At 39.5% G+C, this 17,285-nt stretch carries 13 protein-coding genes; 7 read left to right on the top strand and 6 right to left on the bottom strand.

Annotation, left to right across the window (positions count from 1 at the left end):
* Window positions 1-11 precede the first annotated feature (11 nt).
* Entirely contained in the window at window positions 12-206 is a 195-nt protein-coding gene (locus F0475_RS00695) for a hypothetical protein (protein WP_155714960.1), read from the bottom strand.
* Between the two features lie 215 nt (window positions 207-421).
* The gene (pnp, locus tag F0475_RS00690; RefSeq protein ID WP_155714959.1) at window positions 422-2,677 is read right to left on the bottom strand and encodes a polyribonucleotide nucleotidyltransferase; all 2,256 of its coding nucleotides are present in this window, start codon (window positions 2,675-2,677) and stop codon (window positions 422-424) included.
* Window positions 2,678-3,432: 755 nt separating this feature from the next.
* Between pnp and F0475_RS00685 the strand changes: the two genes are divergently transcribed.
* Entirely contained in the window at window positions 3,433-4,587 is a 1,155-nt protein-coding gene (locus tag F0475_RS00685) for a TlpA disulfide reductase family protein (RefSeq protein ID WP_155714958.1), read from the top strand.
* Window positions 4,588-5,533: 946 nt separating this feature from the next.
* Here F0475_RS00685 and F0475_RS00680 read toward each other — a convergent pair.
* Window positions 5,534-6,358 carry an alpha/beta hydrolase gene (locus F0475_RS00680; protein ID WP_155714957.1) on the bottom strand — a complete coding sequence of 275 codons (825 nt, stop codon included), beginning with the start codon at window positions 6,356-6,358 and terminating at the stop codon, window positions 5,534-5,536.
* A 303-nt stretch (window positions 6,359-6,661) separates the two neighbouring features.
* Here F0475_RS00680 and F0475_RS00675 point away from each other — a divergent pair, with 303 nt between their 5' ends.
* From F0475_RS00675 to F0475_RS00650, 6 genes are all read left to right on the top strand, one after another.
* A complete protein-coding gene (locus tag F0475_RS00675; RefSeq protein WP_009435448.1) occupies window positions 6,662-7,198 on the top strand; it encodes an NUDIX domain-containing protein in 537 nt (178 codons plus the stop codon).
* 79 nt (window positions 7,199-7,277) lie between these two features.
* Window positions 7,278-9,614, top strand: coding sequence for a type I DNA topoisomerase (gene topA / locus F0475_RS00670; protein WP_009435473.1), 2,337 nt, complete (start codon window positions 7,278-7,280; stop codon window positions 9,612-9,614).
* A gap of 91 nt (window positions 9,615-9,705) precedes the next feature.
* A complete protein-coding gene (locus F0475_RS00665) occupies window positions 9,706-10,284 on the top strand; it encodes a shikimate kinase (protein ID WP_155714956.1) in 579 nt (192 codons plus the stop codon).
* Window positions 10,285-10,341: 57 nt separating this feature from the next.
* The gene (speA, locus tag F0475_RS00660) at window positions 10,342-12,234 is read left to right on the top strand and encodes a biosynthetic arginine decarboxylase (RefSeq protein ID WP_009435484.1); all 1,893 of its coding nucleotides are present in this window, start codon (window positions 10,342-10,344) and stop codon (window positions 12,232-12,234) included.
* 269 nt (window positions 12,235-12,503) lie between these two features.
* A complete protein-coding gene (locus F0475_RS00655; protein WP_009435466.1) occupies window positions 12,504-13,016 on the top strand; it encodes an RNA polymerase sigma factor in 513 nt (170 codons plus the stop codon).
* Window positions 13,006-13,485, top strand: coding sequence for a pyruvate ferredoxin oxidoreductase (locus tag F0475_RS00650; protein ID WP_155714955.1), 480 nt, complete (start codon window positions 13,006-13,008; stop codon window positions 13,483-13,485). The genes F0475_RS00655 and F0475_RS00650 overlap by 11 nt, the downstream gene beginning before the upstream one ends.
* A 158-nt stretch (window positions 13,486-13,643) precedes the next feature.
* Here the strand turns inward: F0475_RS00650 and F0475_RS00645 are convergent, their stop codons facing one another.
* The 3 genes from F0475_RS00645 to F0475_RS00635 all read right to left on the bottom strand — a co-directional run bounded on the left by F0475_RS00645 (window position 13,644) and on the right by F0475_RS00635 (window position 16,959).
* The gene (locus F0475_RS00645; RefSeq protein WP_155714954.1) at window positions 13,644-14,873 is read right to left on the bottom strand and encodes an anaerobic sulfatase-maturation protein; all 1,230 of its coding nucleotides are present in this window, start codon (window positions 14,871-14,873) and stop codon (window positions 13,644-13,646) included.
* Between the two features lie 52 nt (window positions 14,874-14,925).
* Window positions 14,926-16,470: an arylsulfatase gene (locus F0475_RS00640; RefSeq protein ID WP_155714953.1), complete on the bottom strand. Its 1,545-nt coding sequence runs from the start codon at window positions 16,468-16,470 to the stop codon at window positions 14,926-14,928.
* 99 nt (window positions 16,471-16,569) lie between these two features.
* Complete coding sequence (locus tag F0475_RS00635; RefSeq protein WP_155714952.1) at window positions 16,570-16,959, bottom strand: hypothetical protein; 390 nt, start codon at window positions 16,957-16,959, stop codon at window positions 16,570-16,572.
* Window positions 16,960-17,285: the final 326 nt, after the last annotated feature.

Genomic DNA, 17,285 nt, shown 5'->3' with positions numbered 1-17,285 from the left:
TTTCAGTTATTTCAAGATAAGATTGATGTATGTTTAGCTGGAACACTGAGAGTAGCTGGTTCGTCCATCTCATACTCCTCGTCTTCATCATCCATGTTGTGTCCTTCGGAACCTTTAGGGAGATCACCAGAGGCTGATTCTAAGAGAGAAAATTCCATTATGATTGGAATTACAACCATAGTGGGAGAAAGATAGTCTTTTTTCATTTTAGTGTTAATAGCGTTGTTTAAATTAAATGTAAGATCATTTTATCTCACAAAAGTGGTTAGATAGATGTGGTTTATATAATTTAGATGATGTGGTTTATATAGTCAGGTAGAATTGAAATTGTATCTACGTGGCCTTGTAGATATTGAAATATGATCCCCCAGCAAGCTATAGTCGACTTCTGGGGGATTATAGTATTATTTCAAACGAACGATTATTCGTTATTCTCTACATCGTTATTCTCGCGACGTGGACGACGCTCTTCATGACGATGCTCACCATCACGACGTGGACGACGGTCACCACGTGGACGGCGCTGTGGCTCTACATAACCCTCTGGCTTCTCGAGTAATACACGACGAGAAAGCTTGTACTTACCAGTCTTAGGATCGATGTCGAGCAACTTAACCTTAATCTTGTCGCCTTCCTTGATACCAGCTTCTTCAACAGTCTCAAGACGCTTCCAGTCGATTTCAGAGATGTGAAGCAAGCCGTCCTTACCTGGCAGAATCTCTACAAAGCAACCATATGGCATGATAGAACGCACAGTTCCTTCATATACCTCGCCAATCTCTGGAACGGCAACGATTGCCTTTATCTTACCAAGAGCAGCATCAATAGAATCCTTGTTAGGCGCAGAAACTTGTACCTTACCAATTCCCTCTGTCTCTTCGATTGTGATAGTAGCACCTGTTTCTTCCTGTATCTGCTGGATAATCTTACCACCAGGACCAATCACAGCACCAATGAACTCCTTTGGAATCTCCAATTGGATAATACGTGGAACCTGTGGTTTCATTTCCTGACGTGGCTCTGCGATAGTCTCTGTCAATAGGTTAAGGATATGCTCACGACCAGCCTTAGCCTGCATCAAAGCCTTCTCCAAGATTTCGAATGATAGACCATCACACTTGATATCCATCTGTGTTGCAGTCAAACCATCCTTAGTACCTGTAGTCTTAAAGTCCATATCTCCTAAGTGATCCTCATCACCAAGAATATCGCTCAATACAGCATATTTGTCCTCACCTGGGTTCTTGATAAGACCCATAGCAATACCAGATACAGGCTTCTTCATTGGAACACCTGCATCCATCAATGCCAATGTTCCTGCACATACGGTAGCCATTGATGAAGAACCATTAGACTCAAGAATCTGGCTAACTAAGCGTACAGTGTATGGGAAATCTGCTGGAATCTGACCCTTCAAAGCACGCCATGCCAAGTGACCATGACCAATCTCACGACGACCAACACCACGTTGTGCCTTAGCTTCACCAGTACAGAATGGAGGGAAGTTATAGTGTAAGAGGAAGCGTTGATAGCTCTTATCTAACACGTTGTCAACCATCTTCTCGTCCATCTTGGTACCGAGTGTACAAGTTGATAAAGACATCGTTTCACCGCGTTGGAAGATAGCACTTCCGTGTGGCATTGGTAGAGTATCTACCTCGCACCATATTGGTCGAATCTCATCCGTTGCACGTCCATCCATACGCTTGCCAGTGTCAAGTACACTGCGACGCATAGAGTCACGTTGAACATCAGCAAAGTATCTTTCTATTTCTGCGTGTTTTTCTTCGAGGTCGTCTTCACTTAAGTCAGTGTGTGCTGCATCGTATGCTTCAATGAAATCAGACTTGATTTTCTCGTAGGTTTCTTCACGATGTTTCTTATCGTTGTCACCGCTTTGAGCCTCAGCATAGCAAGCATCGTATGTCTCTTTGCGTACCTGTTCGCGTAAGTCTTCATCATTGATTTCGTCGTCATACTCACGTTTTACGTCAGTACCACATGCCTTAGAAAGCTCTTCCTGCATCTCACACATAGGTTTGATAGCCTCATGTGCTGCCTTCAAAGCGCCAATAAGATCCTGTTCAGAAACCTCATCCATCTCACCCTCAACCATCATGATGTTGTCCTTAGTAGCACCCACCATGAGATCCATGTCTGCATGTTTCATCTGCTCGAAGGTAGGGTTGATGACATACTCACCATTAACACGTGCAACGCGAACCTCTGATGTAGGATAATCAATAGGGATGTCAGAAGCTGCTAAAGCTGCTGATGCTGCAAATCCTGCGAGAGCGTCTGGCTGATCAATGCCATCGGCTGATAACAGCATTACCTGTACATAAACTTCGCAGTGATAATCTGATGGGAATAGTGGGCGAAGTACGCGATCCACAAGGCGTGAAGTAAGGATTTCATCGTCATTTGCTTTGCCTTCGCGTTTGGTGAAACCACCTGGATAACGTCCTGCTGCAGCATATTGCTCGCGATAATCAACTTGCAAAGGCATAAAGTCTGTACCCGGAACTGCCTCTTTAGCTGCACAAACAGTGGCAAGAAGTACTGTGTTGCCCATGCGGAGCACTGCGGCTCCATCTGCCTGCTTTGCAACCTTTCCGGTTTCAATTGAGATGGTTCTTCCATCTGGCAATTGAACTGTTTTCGTAATTACGTTCATCTAAAATTAAAAATACTTATTGTTTTGACCAACATCTAGGGAACAAAAAGTGATATGTACGCTAAGGTTTGATACCTTCTAACGTCCCTTTTCACGCATCCCTTCAAAATTAATCCGTGCAAATTTACCTATTATATATTTAACGAACAAATAATTGGCTATTTATTTTCGACTGATAATCAATGATTTTAAAATTGTTTTCTCTTGTTGTTCTAACTTGTTGTCTAGGGAAAACTAGTGATCTTCTATGTTCTTCATCATCAGCTTTCTCCATTATAGATGTAAGTCTTTAAAACGTGGTATAGAGCAAGATAGTCCTTTATGGGTATGTAACCTATGTTGCAAAAGTAACTATTGAATGTTTCTGAAAAGGCTTTTTCTAAATTAAAAATAGACTAAAAATATTTATTATAAAATTAAAATTTGATAATTATTAAACTAAAAGTAGATCTAAAGTAATGTACTCTTTATCTTAGAAGGTAATACTATAGCAAATAAAATCGCCTTATGAGCTAAAAAGAGAATATCTCTTTCTAAACTTATTTGGTGGTTGTGTAAATTGACGTAAAGTTTCTTGTGAGGTAGAAATGAGGCGTAGGAAAGAAAAATGGAATAGTCAGAAGATTAGGGGGAGAATACTTTGTTTTTTATATATCACTTTGATAATATTTGATACTAATTGCTTTGCTGTTTTCTCAATTTACGTTACCTTTGCACGAAACTTTAAAAGTTAAAAACGTAATATCTATTAATTAATGAAGCATACTATCAAAAGAATATTCGTTGCAGGAATAATAGCTGTGGGGGTAATTGTGCTGGCTAGTTGTGCTGGAGAACAATTTCATGTTAATGGCTCAATTGCTAATGCAAAAGATTCTGTACTCTATTTTGAGCATAATGGTCTAGAAGGTTTCTCTACAATAGATTCTGTAAAACTCGATGAAAAGGGCAATTTTTCGTTCTCTTCAGATAAGGTTGATCATCCAGAGTTCTTTCGTTTGCGTATTGCCGGACAGATTATTAATATCGCTATAGACTCTACTGAAACGGTTAATGTACAGGCTACTTATCCGCAGATGGCAACAGATTATTCTGTAAAAGGTTCTTATGAGAATGAGAAAATAAAGGAGTTAGCTTTGAAGCAAGTTGACTTACAAGCTCAGTGTCAAACTATTTATGCCGAGCGTCCAGATATTGCCGACTCTTTAGTGAATGTTCTTGTTAGTGGTTATAAGCAAGATGTGTCACGTAATTACATCTTCAAAGAACCAATGCGTGCTTATAGTTACTTTGCTTTATTCCAATACATTGTAGTGGGGAATGAAGCTCGTTTAATCTTTGACCCTACTAAGGATGCCAAGGATAATAAGGTGTTTGGAGCTGTTGCAACGAGTTGGGACACTTATTATCCTGGTTCGGATCGTACACAGAACCTGCATAATATCACCATCAAAGGGATGAAAGACGAGAGAATAGTGCAAGCACAAACTAAGCCTGTGGAGGTAGATGCGAAGGAGATGGGAGTTATAGATTTACCTTTGCGTGATAATCGTGGTGTAGAACATCATCTTACTGATTTAAAAGGAAAGGTTGTCTTGCTTGATTTCCATGTTTTCTCAGCAGAAGGATCAACTGAGTACATCATGAAAATGCGTGAACTTTATAACAAGTATCATGATCGTGGATTGGAGATCTACATGGTTTCTCTCGATAATAACGCTCATTTCTGGAAAGAACAAGTAGCCAGTCTTCCTTGGATAAACGTTTATGATGATACGGGTATCAGTCGTGCATATACTGCTCCTGCGCAGACTATGCCAATCATCTATCTTATTGATCGTGGTAATAACGTTGTAAAAAATCCATCACAGATACAGAATTTGAGTGAAGAAATAGAGAAACTATTATAAAAAAAGATTGTAAACTTTGTGGGGATGTACATACTTGTGCATCCCAACTATTTTTTTGTAAGATAAATAAAGAACAATGACGAGAATAAAAAATCTCATTTTTGTCGTTGATGTCATTGCTGTTACAACTTAAACTTTGTATCTCGTTGGGAGTATGTTAGAAGCGAGTAATGTAAAAGTGACAGCAAAGTTAAAAACATACTTGTATTGTTAGAGACTAAAATCACAAATCACACCAATCACAATCACATTTAGGTTTTTTCATGTTTTCGCATAATTAAAATAGACATTATATATTATCATTTATTAATAAGGTATTATATTATATGGGATTCCATTTTGCATATTGAAACTACCTTTTTGTGATTTGTGATTTTGTGATTTTGTGATTGTTAGACATGTAATATTGAACTTTTCTTCTTTTGATCATTTATTTTTGCTCTCTGGACTTTATTCCGTTAGGTCAGTTGTTAACTTGTTAAGTAGATATGGTCAGAAGGTTACATTTACCTTTATCTTCTTGTAATACAGTGCCTTACATCGGTGTTTGCAATACTTGTTAGTCTTGTACCCCGAAAACCCATTGTTTTCTATCTAAAACTGCTTATCTTTGCAGCAGGAAAAGAAAAAGCAGGCTCACCCTCTACCCTTTGACCTCTGATTTTAACCTTATGGTCTTTTGCTAAATGGAGAACTGCACCAAGTGTATAAAGTTCCTAGTTCAATAGTCAATGGTCAAAGTTCAAAAAGATTAGTGTTAGTCGATTCAAAGGTTAGTGTTAGTAGGCTCAAAGCTTAGTGTTAATAGATTAATAGTTCGATGTTCAAAAATAAATGCGGAATTGCCTCTGTAAAGGCAACCCCGCAAGAATTATAAGCTAATTAAGTTTTTCCAGATAACAATATGTTGTTAACTATTGTCTCTATGGATAATGTTGGTAAGAGTTTAGAAACTCTTCAACCATGCTTTGAGATCCATCATCATTTCTTCGTGATAACGGAAACCAATCTTACTACCCCAACCATGACCACCACCAGGGTAAACATGGAGTGAAGCACGAACATCATTGCGATAAAGTTCTGTGTAGTAGTTGACACCATTTGCAGGTGGAACAGTATCATCATCGTCACTAAGAGCGATGAATGCGCGAGGAGTAACACGACTAACGTTCATATCTGCACTGTATTTCTTCTCGTCACGCTTGCTTGGGCGTTTACCTAAGAAGTTGATACGACTACCTTCATGCCCATAGCCTTCTACCATTGAAATGACAGGGTAGAAAAGAATCTGGAAATTTGGCTTTGCCTCACCTTGACTACATGTTGCAATAGTTGCTGCAAGATGTCCACCAGCAGAAAATCCCATGATACCAATGTCATTACGATTAATCTTCCAACTGGTAGCATTCATACGTACCAACTTCATTGCTTGTTCGGCATCAGAAATAGGAACATTGGGTTCACCATGTGGTAAACGATACTTTAGAACGATAGCAGCTATACCTTGATTCTGGAAGAACTCCCCCCAATCATAGCCTTCTTTGTCCATAGAAAGAGAGGTGTATCCGCCACCAGGACAAATGACAACAGCACGTCCAGTGGCTTCTTTTTCCATTGGAAGGTATACGCGAACCTTTGCAGTATCCTGTGAGTCGCCGTTGTCATAGGGTGGATGACCATTATAGAGTTTAACATCAAAAGCCCTCTGAGCTGACATTGACATTGCAATAGCAGCTAATCCAGCTACAAGAAAAAGTTTTCTTAATTTCATTCTAATATAATGTTTATTTGATTCTTATCCGCTAAGATGTAATAATCAAAATTTTATTAATGCTGGAGGTAATGCCTCCTTGGTTACAAGCAGATTTGTAGCCTATTGGCGCAAAGTTAACAAAAATATAGGATTAAACTAGTGGAAGTTTAGAGTTTTTAGTATATTTGCAAATTGAAGAAGTAAAAGGCATTGAGTCTAAAGGTATTTTAATGATTGTGAGTTTTATGTTAACAACTGTTCTTTTGGTATTGGATATATCAGTTTTCTCTCAATCAATAATTCATCTCCAATAATCATTTTATGCACGTATTAGAGAAGTTTCAGTATTGCCCTGTATGCGGAAGTAAGCATTTTGTTGAACAGAATGAAAAGAGTAAACGTTGTGAGAGTTGCGGCTTTGAATATTTTCTTAATCCTAGTTCTGCTGTAGCCGCCTTTATTTTGAATGATAAAGGAGAGTTGCTAGTAACACGAAGGAAGTTTGATCCTGGACGTGGAACGTTGGATCTTCCAGGTGGTTTCTGTGATATTGGTGAAACGATAGGAGAGGCTTTAGCACGTGAAGTAATGGAGGAAACGAACCTCGTCATTAAGGAGAAGTGTTATTTCTGTTCGCTTCCCAATAAGTATCGTTACAGTGGCTTTGACATTCCAACACTTGATGCTTTCTTTGTTTGTAAGGTCGAAAATGAGGAAAAGTTGTGTCCTGCAGATGATGTAGAAAGTGCTATATGGACCCCTTTGAATGAAGTTCATACAGAACAATTTGGGTTGCGTTCCATCCGACAAGCTCTTCGTGATTTTCTTCAAAGGCATGACGAATACTTAAAAAAGTAGAAAAATTATCTATTATATAAGGTGTAAGCAAAAAGTTTAAGTACTTTTGCGTCCTTGAAAAAATGTACAATTAGTAATCATGCAAGAGAATCTGGTAATAGTAGAGAGTCCTGCAAAGGCTAAAACAATAGAAAAGTTTCTTGGTAAAGACTATAAAGTGATGTCTTCTTATGGTCATATTCGTGACCTTAAGAAGAAAGAACTAAGCATTGACGTCGATACGTTGAATCCTGATTATGAAATCCCAGAAGAGAAGAAGAAGGTTGTCAGCGAATTGAAGAAGAATGCTAAAGCGGCTAAGAAGATTTGGTTGGCTTCCGATGAGGATCGTGAGGGAGAAGCTATTAGTTGGCACTTGTGTGAAGTGTTGGGGCTTGACGAAGAGAATACGAGTCGTATAGTCTTTCACGAGATTACCAAACCTGCTATACTCAAGGCTATTGAGTCTCCACGTCATTTAGATATGAATTTGGTAAATGCACAGCAGGCTCGCCGTGTGTTAGATCGTCTAGTGGGGTTCCGTCTTTCACCAGTTTTATGGCGAAAAGTAAAGCCTGCTTTGAGTGCTGGTCGTGTGCAAAGTGTTGCCGTTCGTCTGATTGTTGAGCGTGAACGAGAGATTCAAAATTTTCAACCAGAGCCTTATTATCGTCTGAATGCAATCTTTGCTGTTACTAGTGAAGATGGCTCAAAGAACGAGATAAAGACAGAACTGAATAAAAGATTTAAGACGCATGAAGAGGCTTTAGCATTCTTGGAATTGTGCAAACAATCAAAGTTTACGGTTTCATCGATTACGAAGAAACCATTAAAACGTATACCAGCTCCACCTTTTACTACATCAACTTTACAACAGGAGGCTGCTCGTAAACTTGGATTTACGGTTAGTCAAACAATGATGATAGCCCAGAGATTGTACGAAGCAGGACGTATCACTTACATGAGAACAGATAGTGTTAACTTGTCGGCTTTAGCCATTAATACAAGTAAGGCGGAGATAGAACGCTTATACGGCACAGAATATAGTAAAGTAAGAATGTATCAGACGCATAGTAAGGGCGCTCAAGAAGCGCATGAAGCTATTCGCCCTACTTATATGGAGAATGTTTCTATTGAAGGAACTAGTCAAGAGAAACGTCTTTATGATCTTATTTGGAAACGAACTATTGCATCTCAGATGGCTGATGCTCAGATAGAGAAAACGACAGTTAATATAGCATTGAGTTCAGAAGATGGTTCTTCTCAAACTGATTTGCAGTTTGTTGCAAATGGTGAAGTTGTTGCTTTTGAGGGGTTCTTGAAAGTTTATTTTGAGTCAACTGATGATGAAGAGGGGAATGAGGAATTGTCACATGCTTTACCAGTGATACATGAAGGTGAGGTGTTGGAGCGTCGTGAAATAGTCTCAACAGAGCGTTATTCACAAGGTCCAAATCGTTATACAGAAGCTAGTCTGGTTCGCAAATTGGAAGAACTGGGTATTGGGCGTCCTTCAACTTATGCTCCAACAATTTCAACTATTCAACAACGTGAATATGTTCAGAAAGGTGATCGTAAAGGTGAAGAGCGCAAATATGCTGTTGATTCCTTGCTTGGATTGAAGATAACATCAAAGAGCAAGAAGGAAATGGCTGGTGCTGACAAGGGAAAGTTGATACCAACTGATGTTGGTATAGTTGTTAACGACTTTCTAATGGAGAACTTCCCAGACATCATGGACTATAACTTCACAGCTAAAGTTGAGCAAGAATTTGATAAGATAGCAGCAGGTGAAGTGGAGTGGAATAAAGAGATGAAACTCTTTTATGAGAACTTTGAACCAGAAGTTGAGAAGGTTATGAATGCTCGCTCTGAACATAAAGCTGGTGAAAGAGAATTAGGAATAGATCCGAAAAGTGGTAAACCTGTATTTGTTAAAATAGGTCGTTTTGGTCCCGTTGTGCAGATAGGTAGTGCAGATGATGAGGATAAACCACGTTTTTCTCAACTCCCTACAGGAAAAAGTATGGAGACCATTACACTAGAAGAAGCGCTAGAATTGTTCAAATTACCACGTACATTGGGGCAGTTTGAAGGCTCAGATGTTGTTATTGGAGCAGGTCGCTTTGGTCCTTATGTACTCCATGATAAAAAATACACATCAATACCCAAGGGGGAAGATCCATTAACAATAACACTTGATGCTGCTATCAATCTTATTCAGAAAAAGCGTCTACAAGAAGCACAGCGTCACTTGAAGACTTTTGAAGAAGATGCTAAGATGGAGGTGATGAATGGGCGTTATGGTCCATACGTTGCTTATGATGGTAAGAATTATCGTATGCCGAAAGCTCTTTATGATAAGGCTTCTGAATTGACTTACGAACAATGCTTGGATATTGTTAAGAATGCTCCAGAGCCAAAGAGAAAAAAGTAAGATAACTGATCTCTCCTTTATAATATAATGTTGATCACACTTTTTCTTACGACATAGAAAGTGTGTAATGATATATGAAAATTTCGTGAGTATGTCAGATAACAAGGCTGGAAACATACCGCTTCGTATCATTCTTATCGGATATATGGGGTCTGGCAAGACTACTATTGGCCGAGCCTTATCGAAAGAGTTGAACATTCCTTTCTATGATTTAGATTGGTATATAGAGAGTAGGATGCGAAAATCTATAAAGCAGATCTTCGATGAAAAGGGGGAAGAAGGATTCCGAAAGATAGAAAAAGCAATGCTTCATGAGGTGGCAGAGTTTGAGAATGTTATTCTAGCTTGTGGAGGTGGTACACCTTGTTTCTTTGATAATATGGATTATATGAATACTCAGGGAGAGACCATATATCTGAAAGCTAGTCCTGAAGTGTTATATGGTCATTTGCAGATGGGAAAGTCTGTTCGCCCTCTGTTATTAAATAAGAAATCTGAGGAGGTACGCCAGTTTGTTTGTAGACAATTGCAAGAACGTGAACCATTCTACACCAAGGCAAAGCATACATTAGATGTTAGTTTGATGGACAACTATGAGAAGATTCAAATATCTGTAGGTGGTGTCTGTCAGTTGTTAGCGGTAGATACAACGTTAAACGGTAAGTTGTGAAGATTCATAATTTCTATTTATAGTTTGAAAAAGATATACAAGGGTTAGGAAACGACAATGAAAAAGTGGACGATAGAAGATTCTACAGAACTGTACAACACGTCGGGGTGGGGTACTTCTTATTTCGGTATTAATAATAAAGGTGATGTTTATGTAACACCATGTAAAGATAATACTCAAATTGATTTACGTGATGTTATGGATGAACTAGCCCTACGCGATGTTACACCTCCTGTGTTACTTCGTTTCCCTGACATTCTTGATAATCGAATTGAAAAGACTTCGTCTTGTTTTGAAAAAGCAAAAAAAGAGTATGACTTCAAAGCTGAGAACTTCATAATCTATCCTATTAAGGTGAATCAAATGCAGCCTGTCGTTGAAGAAATCATCTCTCATGGGCGTAAGTTTAACTTAGGCTTGGAAGCAGGATCAAAGCCAGAATTACATGCTGTAATTGCTGTTCAATGCCAGAGTGATTCCCTTATTATCTGTAATGGATATAAGGATCAGAGTTATATTGAGCTTGCTCTATTGGCGCAAAAGATGGGTAAACGTATCTTCATTGTCGTTGAAAAGCTCAACGAAATAGATCTTATCGCACGTGCAGCAAAGAAACTTAACGTTAAACCTAACCTTGGTATTCGTATAAAATTAGCATCTAGTGGCTCTGGAAAATGGGCTGAAAGTGGTGGCGATGCATCGAAATTCGGTCTTACTTCCTCTGAACTTCTTCAGGCTTTAGAGACGCTTGATGCAAAAGGGCTGCATGATAGTTTGCGTCTAATACACTTCCATATAGGTTCGCAAATAACAAAGATTCGTCGTATTCAGACGGCTCTAAATGAAGCAGCACAGTATTATGTGAACCTGAGGAAGATGGGGTATAACGTAGACTTTGTTGATTGTGGTGGTGGACTTGGAGTCGATTATGATGGTACACGTTCATCCAGTAGTGAGAGTTCTGTGAATTATAGTATTCAAGAATACGTCAACGATTGCGTTTATACGTTTGTAGATGCAGCTAACAAGAGTGATATTCCACATCCAAATATCATTACGGAAAGTGGTAGAAGTTTGTCTGCACACCATTCGGTTCTTGTTATTGATGTTCTTGAAACTGCATCTTTACCTGAGATGTCTGAAGAATTTGAAGCAAAAGAGACCGATCACCAGCTAGTAAAAGACCTTTATGATATATGGGATAATCTTGATGCTCGTAATATGTTAGAGGATTGGCATGATGCAGAGCAGATTCGTGAAGAAGCCTTAGAATTATTCTCTCATGGTTTGGTTGACCTTCGTACTCGTGCGGAGATAGAAGCAATGTATTGGAGTGTATGCCATGAAATCAATAATTTAGCAAAGAACATGAAGCATGTTCCTGATGAGTTACGTAACATGGATAAACTTCTTGCAGATAAGTATTTCTGTAACTTCTCCCTTTTCCAGTCTCTTCCAGATAGTTGGGCTATAGACCAATTATTCCCAGTGATGCCTATTCAGCGTCTCAATGAGCGTCCAAGCCGTAATGCGACATTGCAAGATATAACCTGTGATAGTGATGGAAAGATATCAAATTTTGTTGCTATGGGGCGTAGCAGTCATGTACTACCAGTTCATCCGTTAAAGTCAAATGAGCCTTATTATCTTGGTGTATTCCTTGTCGGGGCTTATCAAGAGATTCTTGGTGATATGCATAATCTCTTTGGCGATACCAATGCCGTACATATTTCTGTGAAGGATGGGGGGTATCATATCGATCAGATCTTTGATGGTGAGACTGTCGAAGAAGTTCTGGAATATGTTCAGTACAATCCGAAGAAGCTTGTTCGCCAATTGGAAATATGGGTAACAAAGAGTGTTAAACAAGGTAAGATCTCTCTAGAAGAAGGTAAGGAATTCCTTAGCAATTATCGTAGTGGACTTTATGGTTACACATACTTGGAATAGGTTATGATTTCCTAGAGGAGGTAGAGCATACTTGGCGAATTAATGAGAAATGCGATTTTATGCAATCTAAATACTTAGTTAAAAACCAAAGTATGCTCTGCAATCTTTGATTTATTAATATAATATACTCTTGATTATTGAGATTGTGTTGTCGTAAACAATAAGGTGATAATCATAAATGATGTGTTATTAAAGGTTAAATGGATACTCTTTCGTTCTATTCTCTGTAACTTTTAGTCATATATAATCGTCATTTAAATAGTGAGAAGATGAAAAATATCAGTTTTCGAGATGATATCTTGCCGTTGAAGAATCAACTCTTCCGGCTTGCACTTCGTATCACACTCAACAGGTTTGAGGCTGAAGATATAGTGCAAGATACGCTGATAAAGGTTTGGAATCGTCGCTCTGATTGGGAGGACATAGACTCTATTGAAGCTTTTAGCTTGACGATATGTCGTAATCTCTCACTCGATCGCATCAAGAAAAAAGAGAATGATAACAACTCTTTAGAAGATGTAAAAGGAGTAGAACCATTATCTTCATCTAATCCACAAGACCGAATGATTCAAGCTGACAGGGTGAATCTAATTAGACAAATAGTAGATTCACTTCCTGAGAAACAACGAAGCTGTATGCAGCTAAGAGACTTCGAAGGTAAATCTTATAAAGAGATAGCTGTCATATTGGATATTACTGAAGAGCAAGTGAAGGTTAATATCTTCCGAGCAAGACAGGCGGTCAAACAAAGATATTTGAAACTAGATAATTATGGATTATAAGTACATTGAACAGTTACTGGAGCGCTATTGGCGCTGTGAAACTTCTCTTCAAGAAGAGGAGATTCTACGTGCGTTCTTCTCTCAAGAGGACATTCCAGCAGCTTTACTACCTTATCGCGACCTTTTTACATATAGTAAGAACGAGAAGGAAGAGAGCGTACTGGGCAGTGACTTTGACCAAAGGGTATTGGGGATTATAGAGAAGGATGAGCCTGTGAAGGCACGTGTCATCACGATGCGTCATCGTCTTATGCCACTCTTTAAGGCTGCTGCTATAGTAGCAATTATCCTCACGTTGGGGAACGCAATGCAAGTTGCTTTCTCTGATGAAGACGCCTCACGTGCAGTATCAAGTACTGCTGCCGTAGACAAACCCCATGAAGGTCCTTCCGTTGCTAAGGCTGATTCTGTAAAGGTAGACACTTTGCAACATAAGATACAGACATCTGTGTCATCCATAACAAAGTAAGACAATTTCTATGCTTTCTCAATAAATAATCATTTAAAAGTAAAACAACTCGAGGCCGTGAGGTCTCAATATTCTCTCAAATTTTTCATAAATACTAACGTAGAAGAGCTGGTACTCGTTAAGAGTATCAGCTCTTCTGTCTTAAGGGATGCGTGTGTTTACTCTCTACCCAATTGATCAACAAACTTCATGACATTGGCTGGTGGACGTTGATTCAGTAGTTCGTTCTTCATGTAGTCCATATATGGAGCAATGTGTTGGAAGAACTTCTTATACCCTTTGCAGAGGTAGTTAAGACCAGGATTACCATACTTATCCTTTATAAATCGGTTCTTTGGACACTCTCCATGACAGGCAAATTCCCATTCACACTCACGACATTGAAGTGGGAGCGAGGCATGCTTGAGTTTGCTAAACTGCCGTTGTTTCTCCCCATAAAGCATATCAATCAATGTCTTATCTTTTACATTACCAAGTTTGTATTCAGGGAACACAAAGTGGTCACAAGAGTACACATCTCCATTGAACTCCATTACTCCTGCATGTCCACACTCCTTTGCATACACACAGATACCAGGTGTTTGTCCCACCCAGTTAGCCAATATGCAATCGAATATCTCCACATAGGTTTGCCCCACATCATTGCGTACCCACTCATCAAAGATTGCACACAAGAAGTCGCCCCACTGCTCTGGTGTAACCGAGAAGTCCGCTATTGGCAACTCTTCCTTATCGGTTAATGTAGCTAGATGTCGCCCATCCTTATGTTGTATGATGCGCTCTACAATAGGTGAAATCTGTATGAACTGGCATCCAATCTCCTTGAAGAAGTGATAGAAGTCGAGCGGGTAATCAGCATTGAAATCGTTTACTACCGCCATAGCATTCCATTCCACGTGGTGTTTCTGGAACTGTTTAATCCCCTTCATAACCTTTGACCATGATGGACCATTGCGTGCTGTGCGCCGGTATTCATCGTGAAATTCCTGTGGACCATCAATCGATACACCTACAAGCCAGTTGTTCTCACGTAGGAACTCACACCATTCATCAGTCAATAACGTACCATTTGTTTGTATAGTATTGCTTATTCTGCGCCCGTTAGCATACTTGCGTTGTAATTCAACTGCCTTTTTGAAAAATGATAGTGGGCGCATCATCGTCTCTCCCCCATGCCATGTAAAGAGAACCTCATTCATGGTTTGAGCATTGATATATTCCTTTGTGAATCGTTCTAATAGCTCTTCTGTCAGTATGCGAGTTGGTGTGTTCTTATAGAGATTTGCCTTTTCAAGATAATAGCAATACTCACATCTGAGGTTGCAGGAAGCCCCGACGGGCTTTAGCATGATATATAAAGGGTGCGAAAATGGTGCAATTGTGTTCATGTCTATGTGTCTTTTCTTATCTTACTTATCCTTATCTACATTTGCTTAATTGTCATCTTTTATCCAATGAAGGCATTGTAACAGGGAAAAGTTCACTATTCGTATGCTCTTTCTGAGCAATTTCTATCATCTTCTGTACGATATCTGGATGCTCATTTGCTATGTCATGATCCTCATGAAGGTCGTTTGCTAGATTGTAAAGATGTGGTATTCCATGAATAGTAATCAGTTTCCAATCCCCCATTCGAACAGCTGTTTGGTCCGTTTCAGCGAACTCCCAATAAAGATAAGGGTGCTTCTTTTGTCCGATTCCATCGTTTATGAGCGTAGGAAGAATTGATATTCCATCGAAGTAATCGATAGTCTTTTTCTTATTACGATAGCTTCGTACATAATCCTTTACACCTGCCATTTCTGCAAAAGTAGGCATGAGATCATAGAAAGCAAAGGGCAAATTACTCTCTACACCAGCCTTAATATGTCCATTCCAGCGAGCTATGAAAGGTATTCTGATACCTCCTTCGTAACATTGTCGTTTAATACCTCTTAGCTTTCCATCGCGGTTGAAGAACGAAGGATCAGCCCCGCCTTCCTCATGAGGACCATTGTCACTGGTAAAGATAACGAGTGTGTTGTCCGCAAGACCTTTCTCATCCAATAGCTTGAGAATCTCTCCTACGTATGAATCAAGGCGTGTTATCATTGCAGCAAACTGTGCGTGCGTGTGAACAACAGCGTTATATCGTGAGCCTTCTTGCCCTCCCCACGTCTTATCAGTGAAGAACTGCTTCTTATAAAACGCCACTAACGAGTCGTCCGGTTGCGTAAGTTCAGCATGAGGAAGCGTATAAGTGAATACTCCAAAGAATGGTTTATCCTTCGTTTGAGCCTTCAGCCAATCCATGGCATGCTGGTGGATGAGGTCAGCCGAGTATTGCGTGCGTTTAAAGTATTCGTCTCCAAACATCGGATGATTGATGTTTTCTGTCAAGATAACACGTTTCACCGCCGTATCTCCTCGTTCTTTATAGTATTCGTTGAGGAAGTTTGGATAATAGAGATGGGCTTGGAATTGGCATATATAGCCATAGAAATCATCCACCCCTCGCTTATCAGGTGTTGAAACAGAGCCTTCGTAACCTCCTGCCCACTTACCGAACATTCCCGTTCGATAGCCATTATCCTTCATTATCTCTGGTAAGATAATGTGATTGGGGTCGTAAGGATGCTGCCCAACAACGCTGAAGTCTTTGTTTTTCCCATAGTAAACAGGCTTGCTATTCTGCCAATATTCCTTGTTACCACGCACCTCCGTATGTCCCGAGTGCTGCCCAGTCATTAGGCAAGCACGTGATGGTGCACTCACAGGAGCACCTGCATAAGCCTGCGTGAAACGCATTCCTTCCTTTGCCATTCGGTCTATGTTAGGCGTAAGGATGTACTTTTGACCATAGCAACCGAGGTCGCCATAGCCCATATCGTCACACATTATATATATAATGTTAGGCTTCTGTTGCTTCTTAGGAGTTGTGGCATTGCCTTGCACACAACTGAAAGCTGTGATGGGCAAAAGCGTTTTTACAATTTTAGAAATCATATTAATAGGTTTTTAGGTTTGGTTTCTTGCATAGAAACCCTATTGCTGGTTCTTTATTACTCGTCGTTTCTTCTTGTTTGAATGTACAACTTTTCAATCCTACCAAACCTCATCTCCATCACTAAACGACAGTGGGAAGCGACGGATAGTATCGGGTTGGATGATCGTAAGAGTTGTATTTCCTTTCTGCTTCACAATCCTGTTTCCAGCCCTTAGGTCTTTATCGGTTATTGCCCAGAACCTCGTTATTTTGTGCACACGTGTGCGTCCGTCTCGGTCGACACCCTCTACTTGGTATTCCCGAGCAGACTTAAAGGACACCACTTTGAAGTCGAAGGTTTGCTCTTTAATGTGCGCTATTAACTCTGGACGAGTGTCTCTTAAGCAATCGTACAAGAATGCATAACCAAACAAAGCATAGATTATTACTTTTATAATTTCAGCCTTGTAAAGGTTTAAATAAGCAATATAATAGCTCAGATTGTGCATAGGCTATGATGGATCCATTGGTTATGTGCAAAGATACAAATATTTTTCTTTAATTGTGACAAGCTGTTGTTATAAATTAAAAGAGGCTCTTTTAAGGAGGAAGAGAGCCTCTCTTTGTATCAAGGAAAGGCTCTCTTCATGGCAAGGAAAGGCTCTCTTTAAATGGAGAAGAATATTTACTTTCTTGCACCTCCTTGTTTGTAACTAAAGAAGTGCACCTTCTTTATCTCTCACAATCATCTCTTCTTTTGTGCTGTTCTTTGTTTTTTGGGGTGCTTCTCTCACCCTCTTTGTCTTTCAAAGAATACCTTGTAAAGGCTTAATAA

Source organism: Prevotella vespertina, from assembly GCF_009728485.1.
GTDB classification, from domain to species: domain Bacteria; phylum Bacteroidota; class Bacteroidia; order Bacteroidales; family Bacteroidaceae; genus Prevotella; species Prevotella vespertina.
Note: the sequence above shows the minus strand (reverse complement) of the source record. Positions and strands in the feature narration are given on the sequence as shown.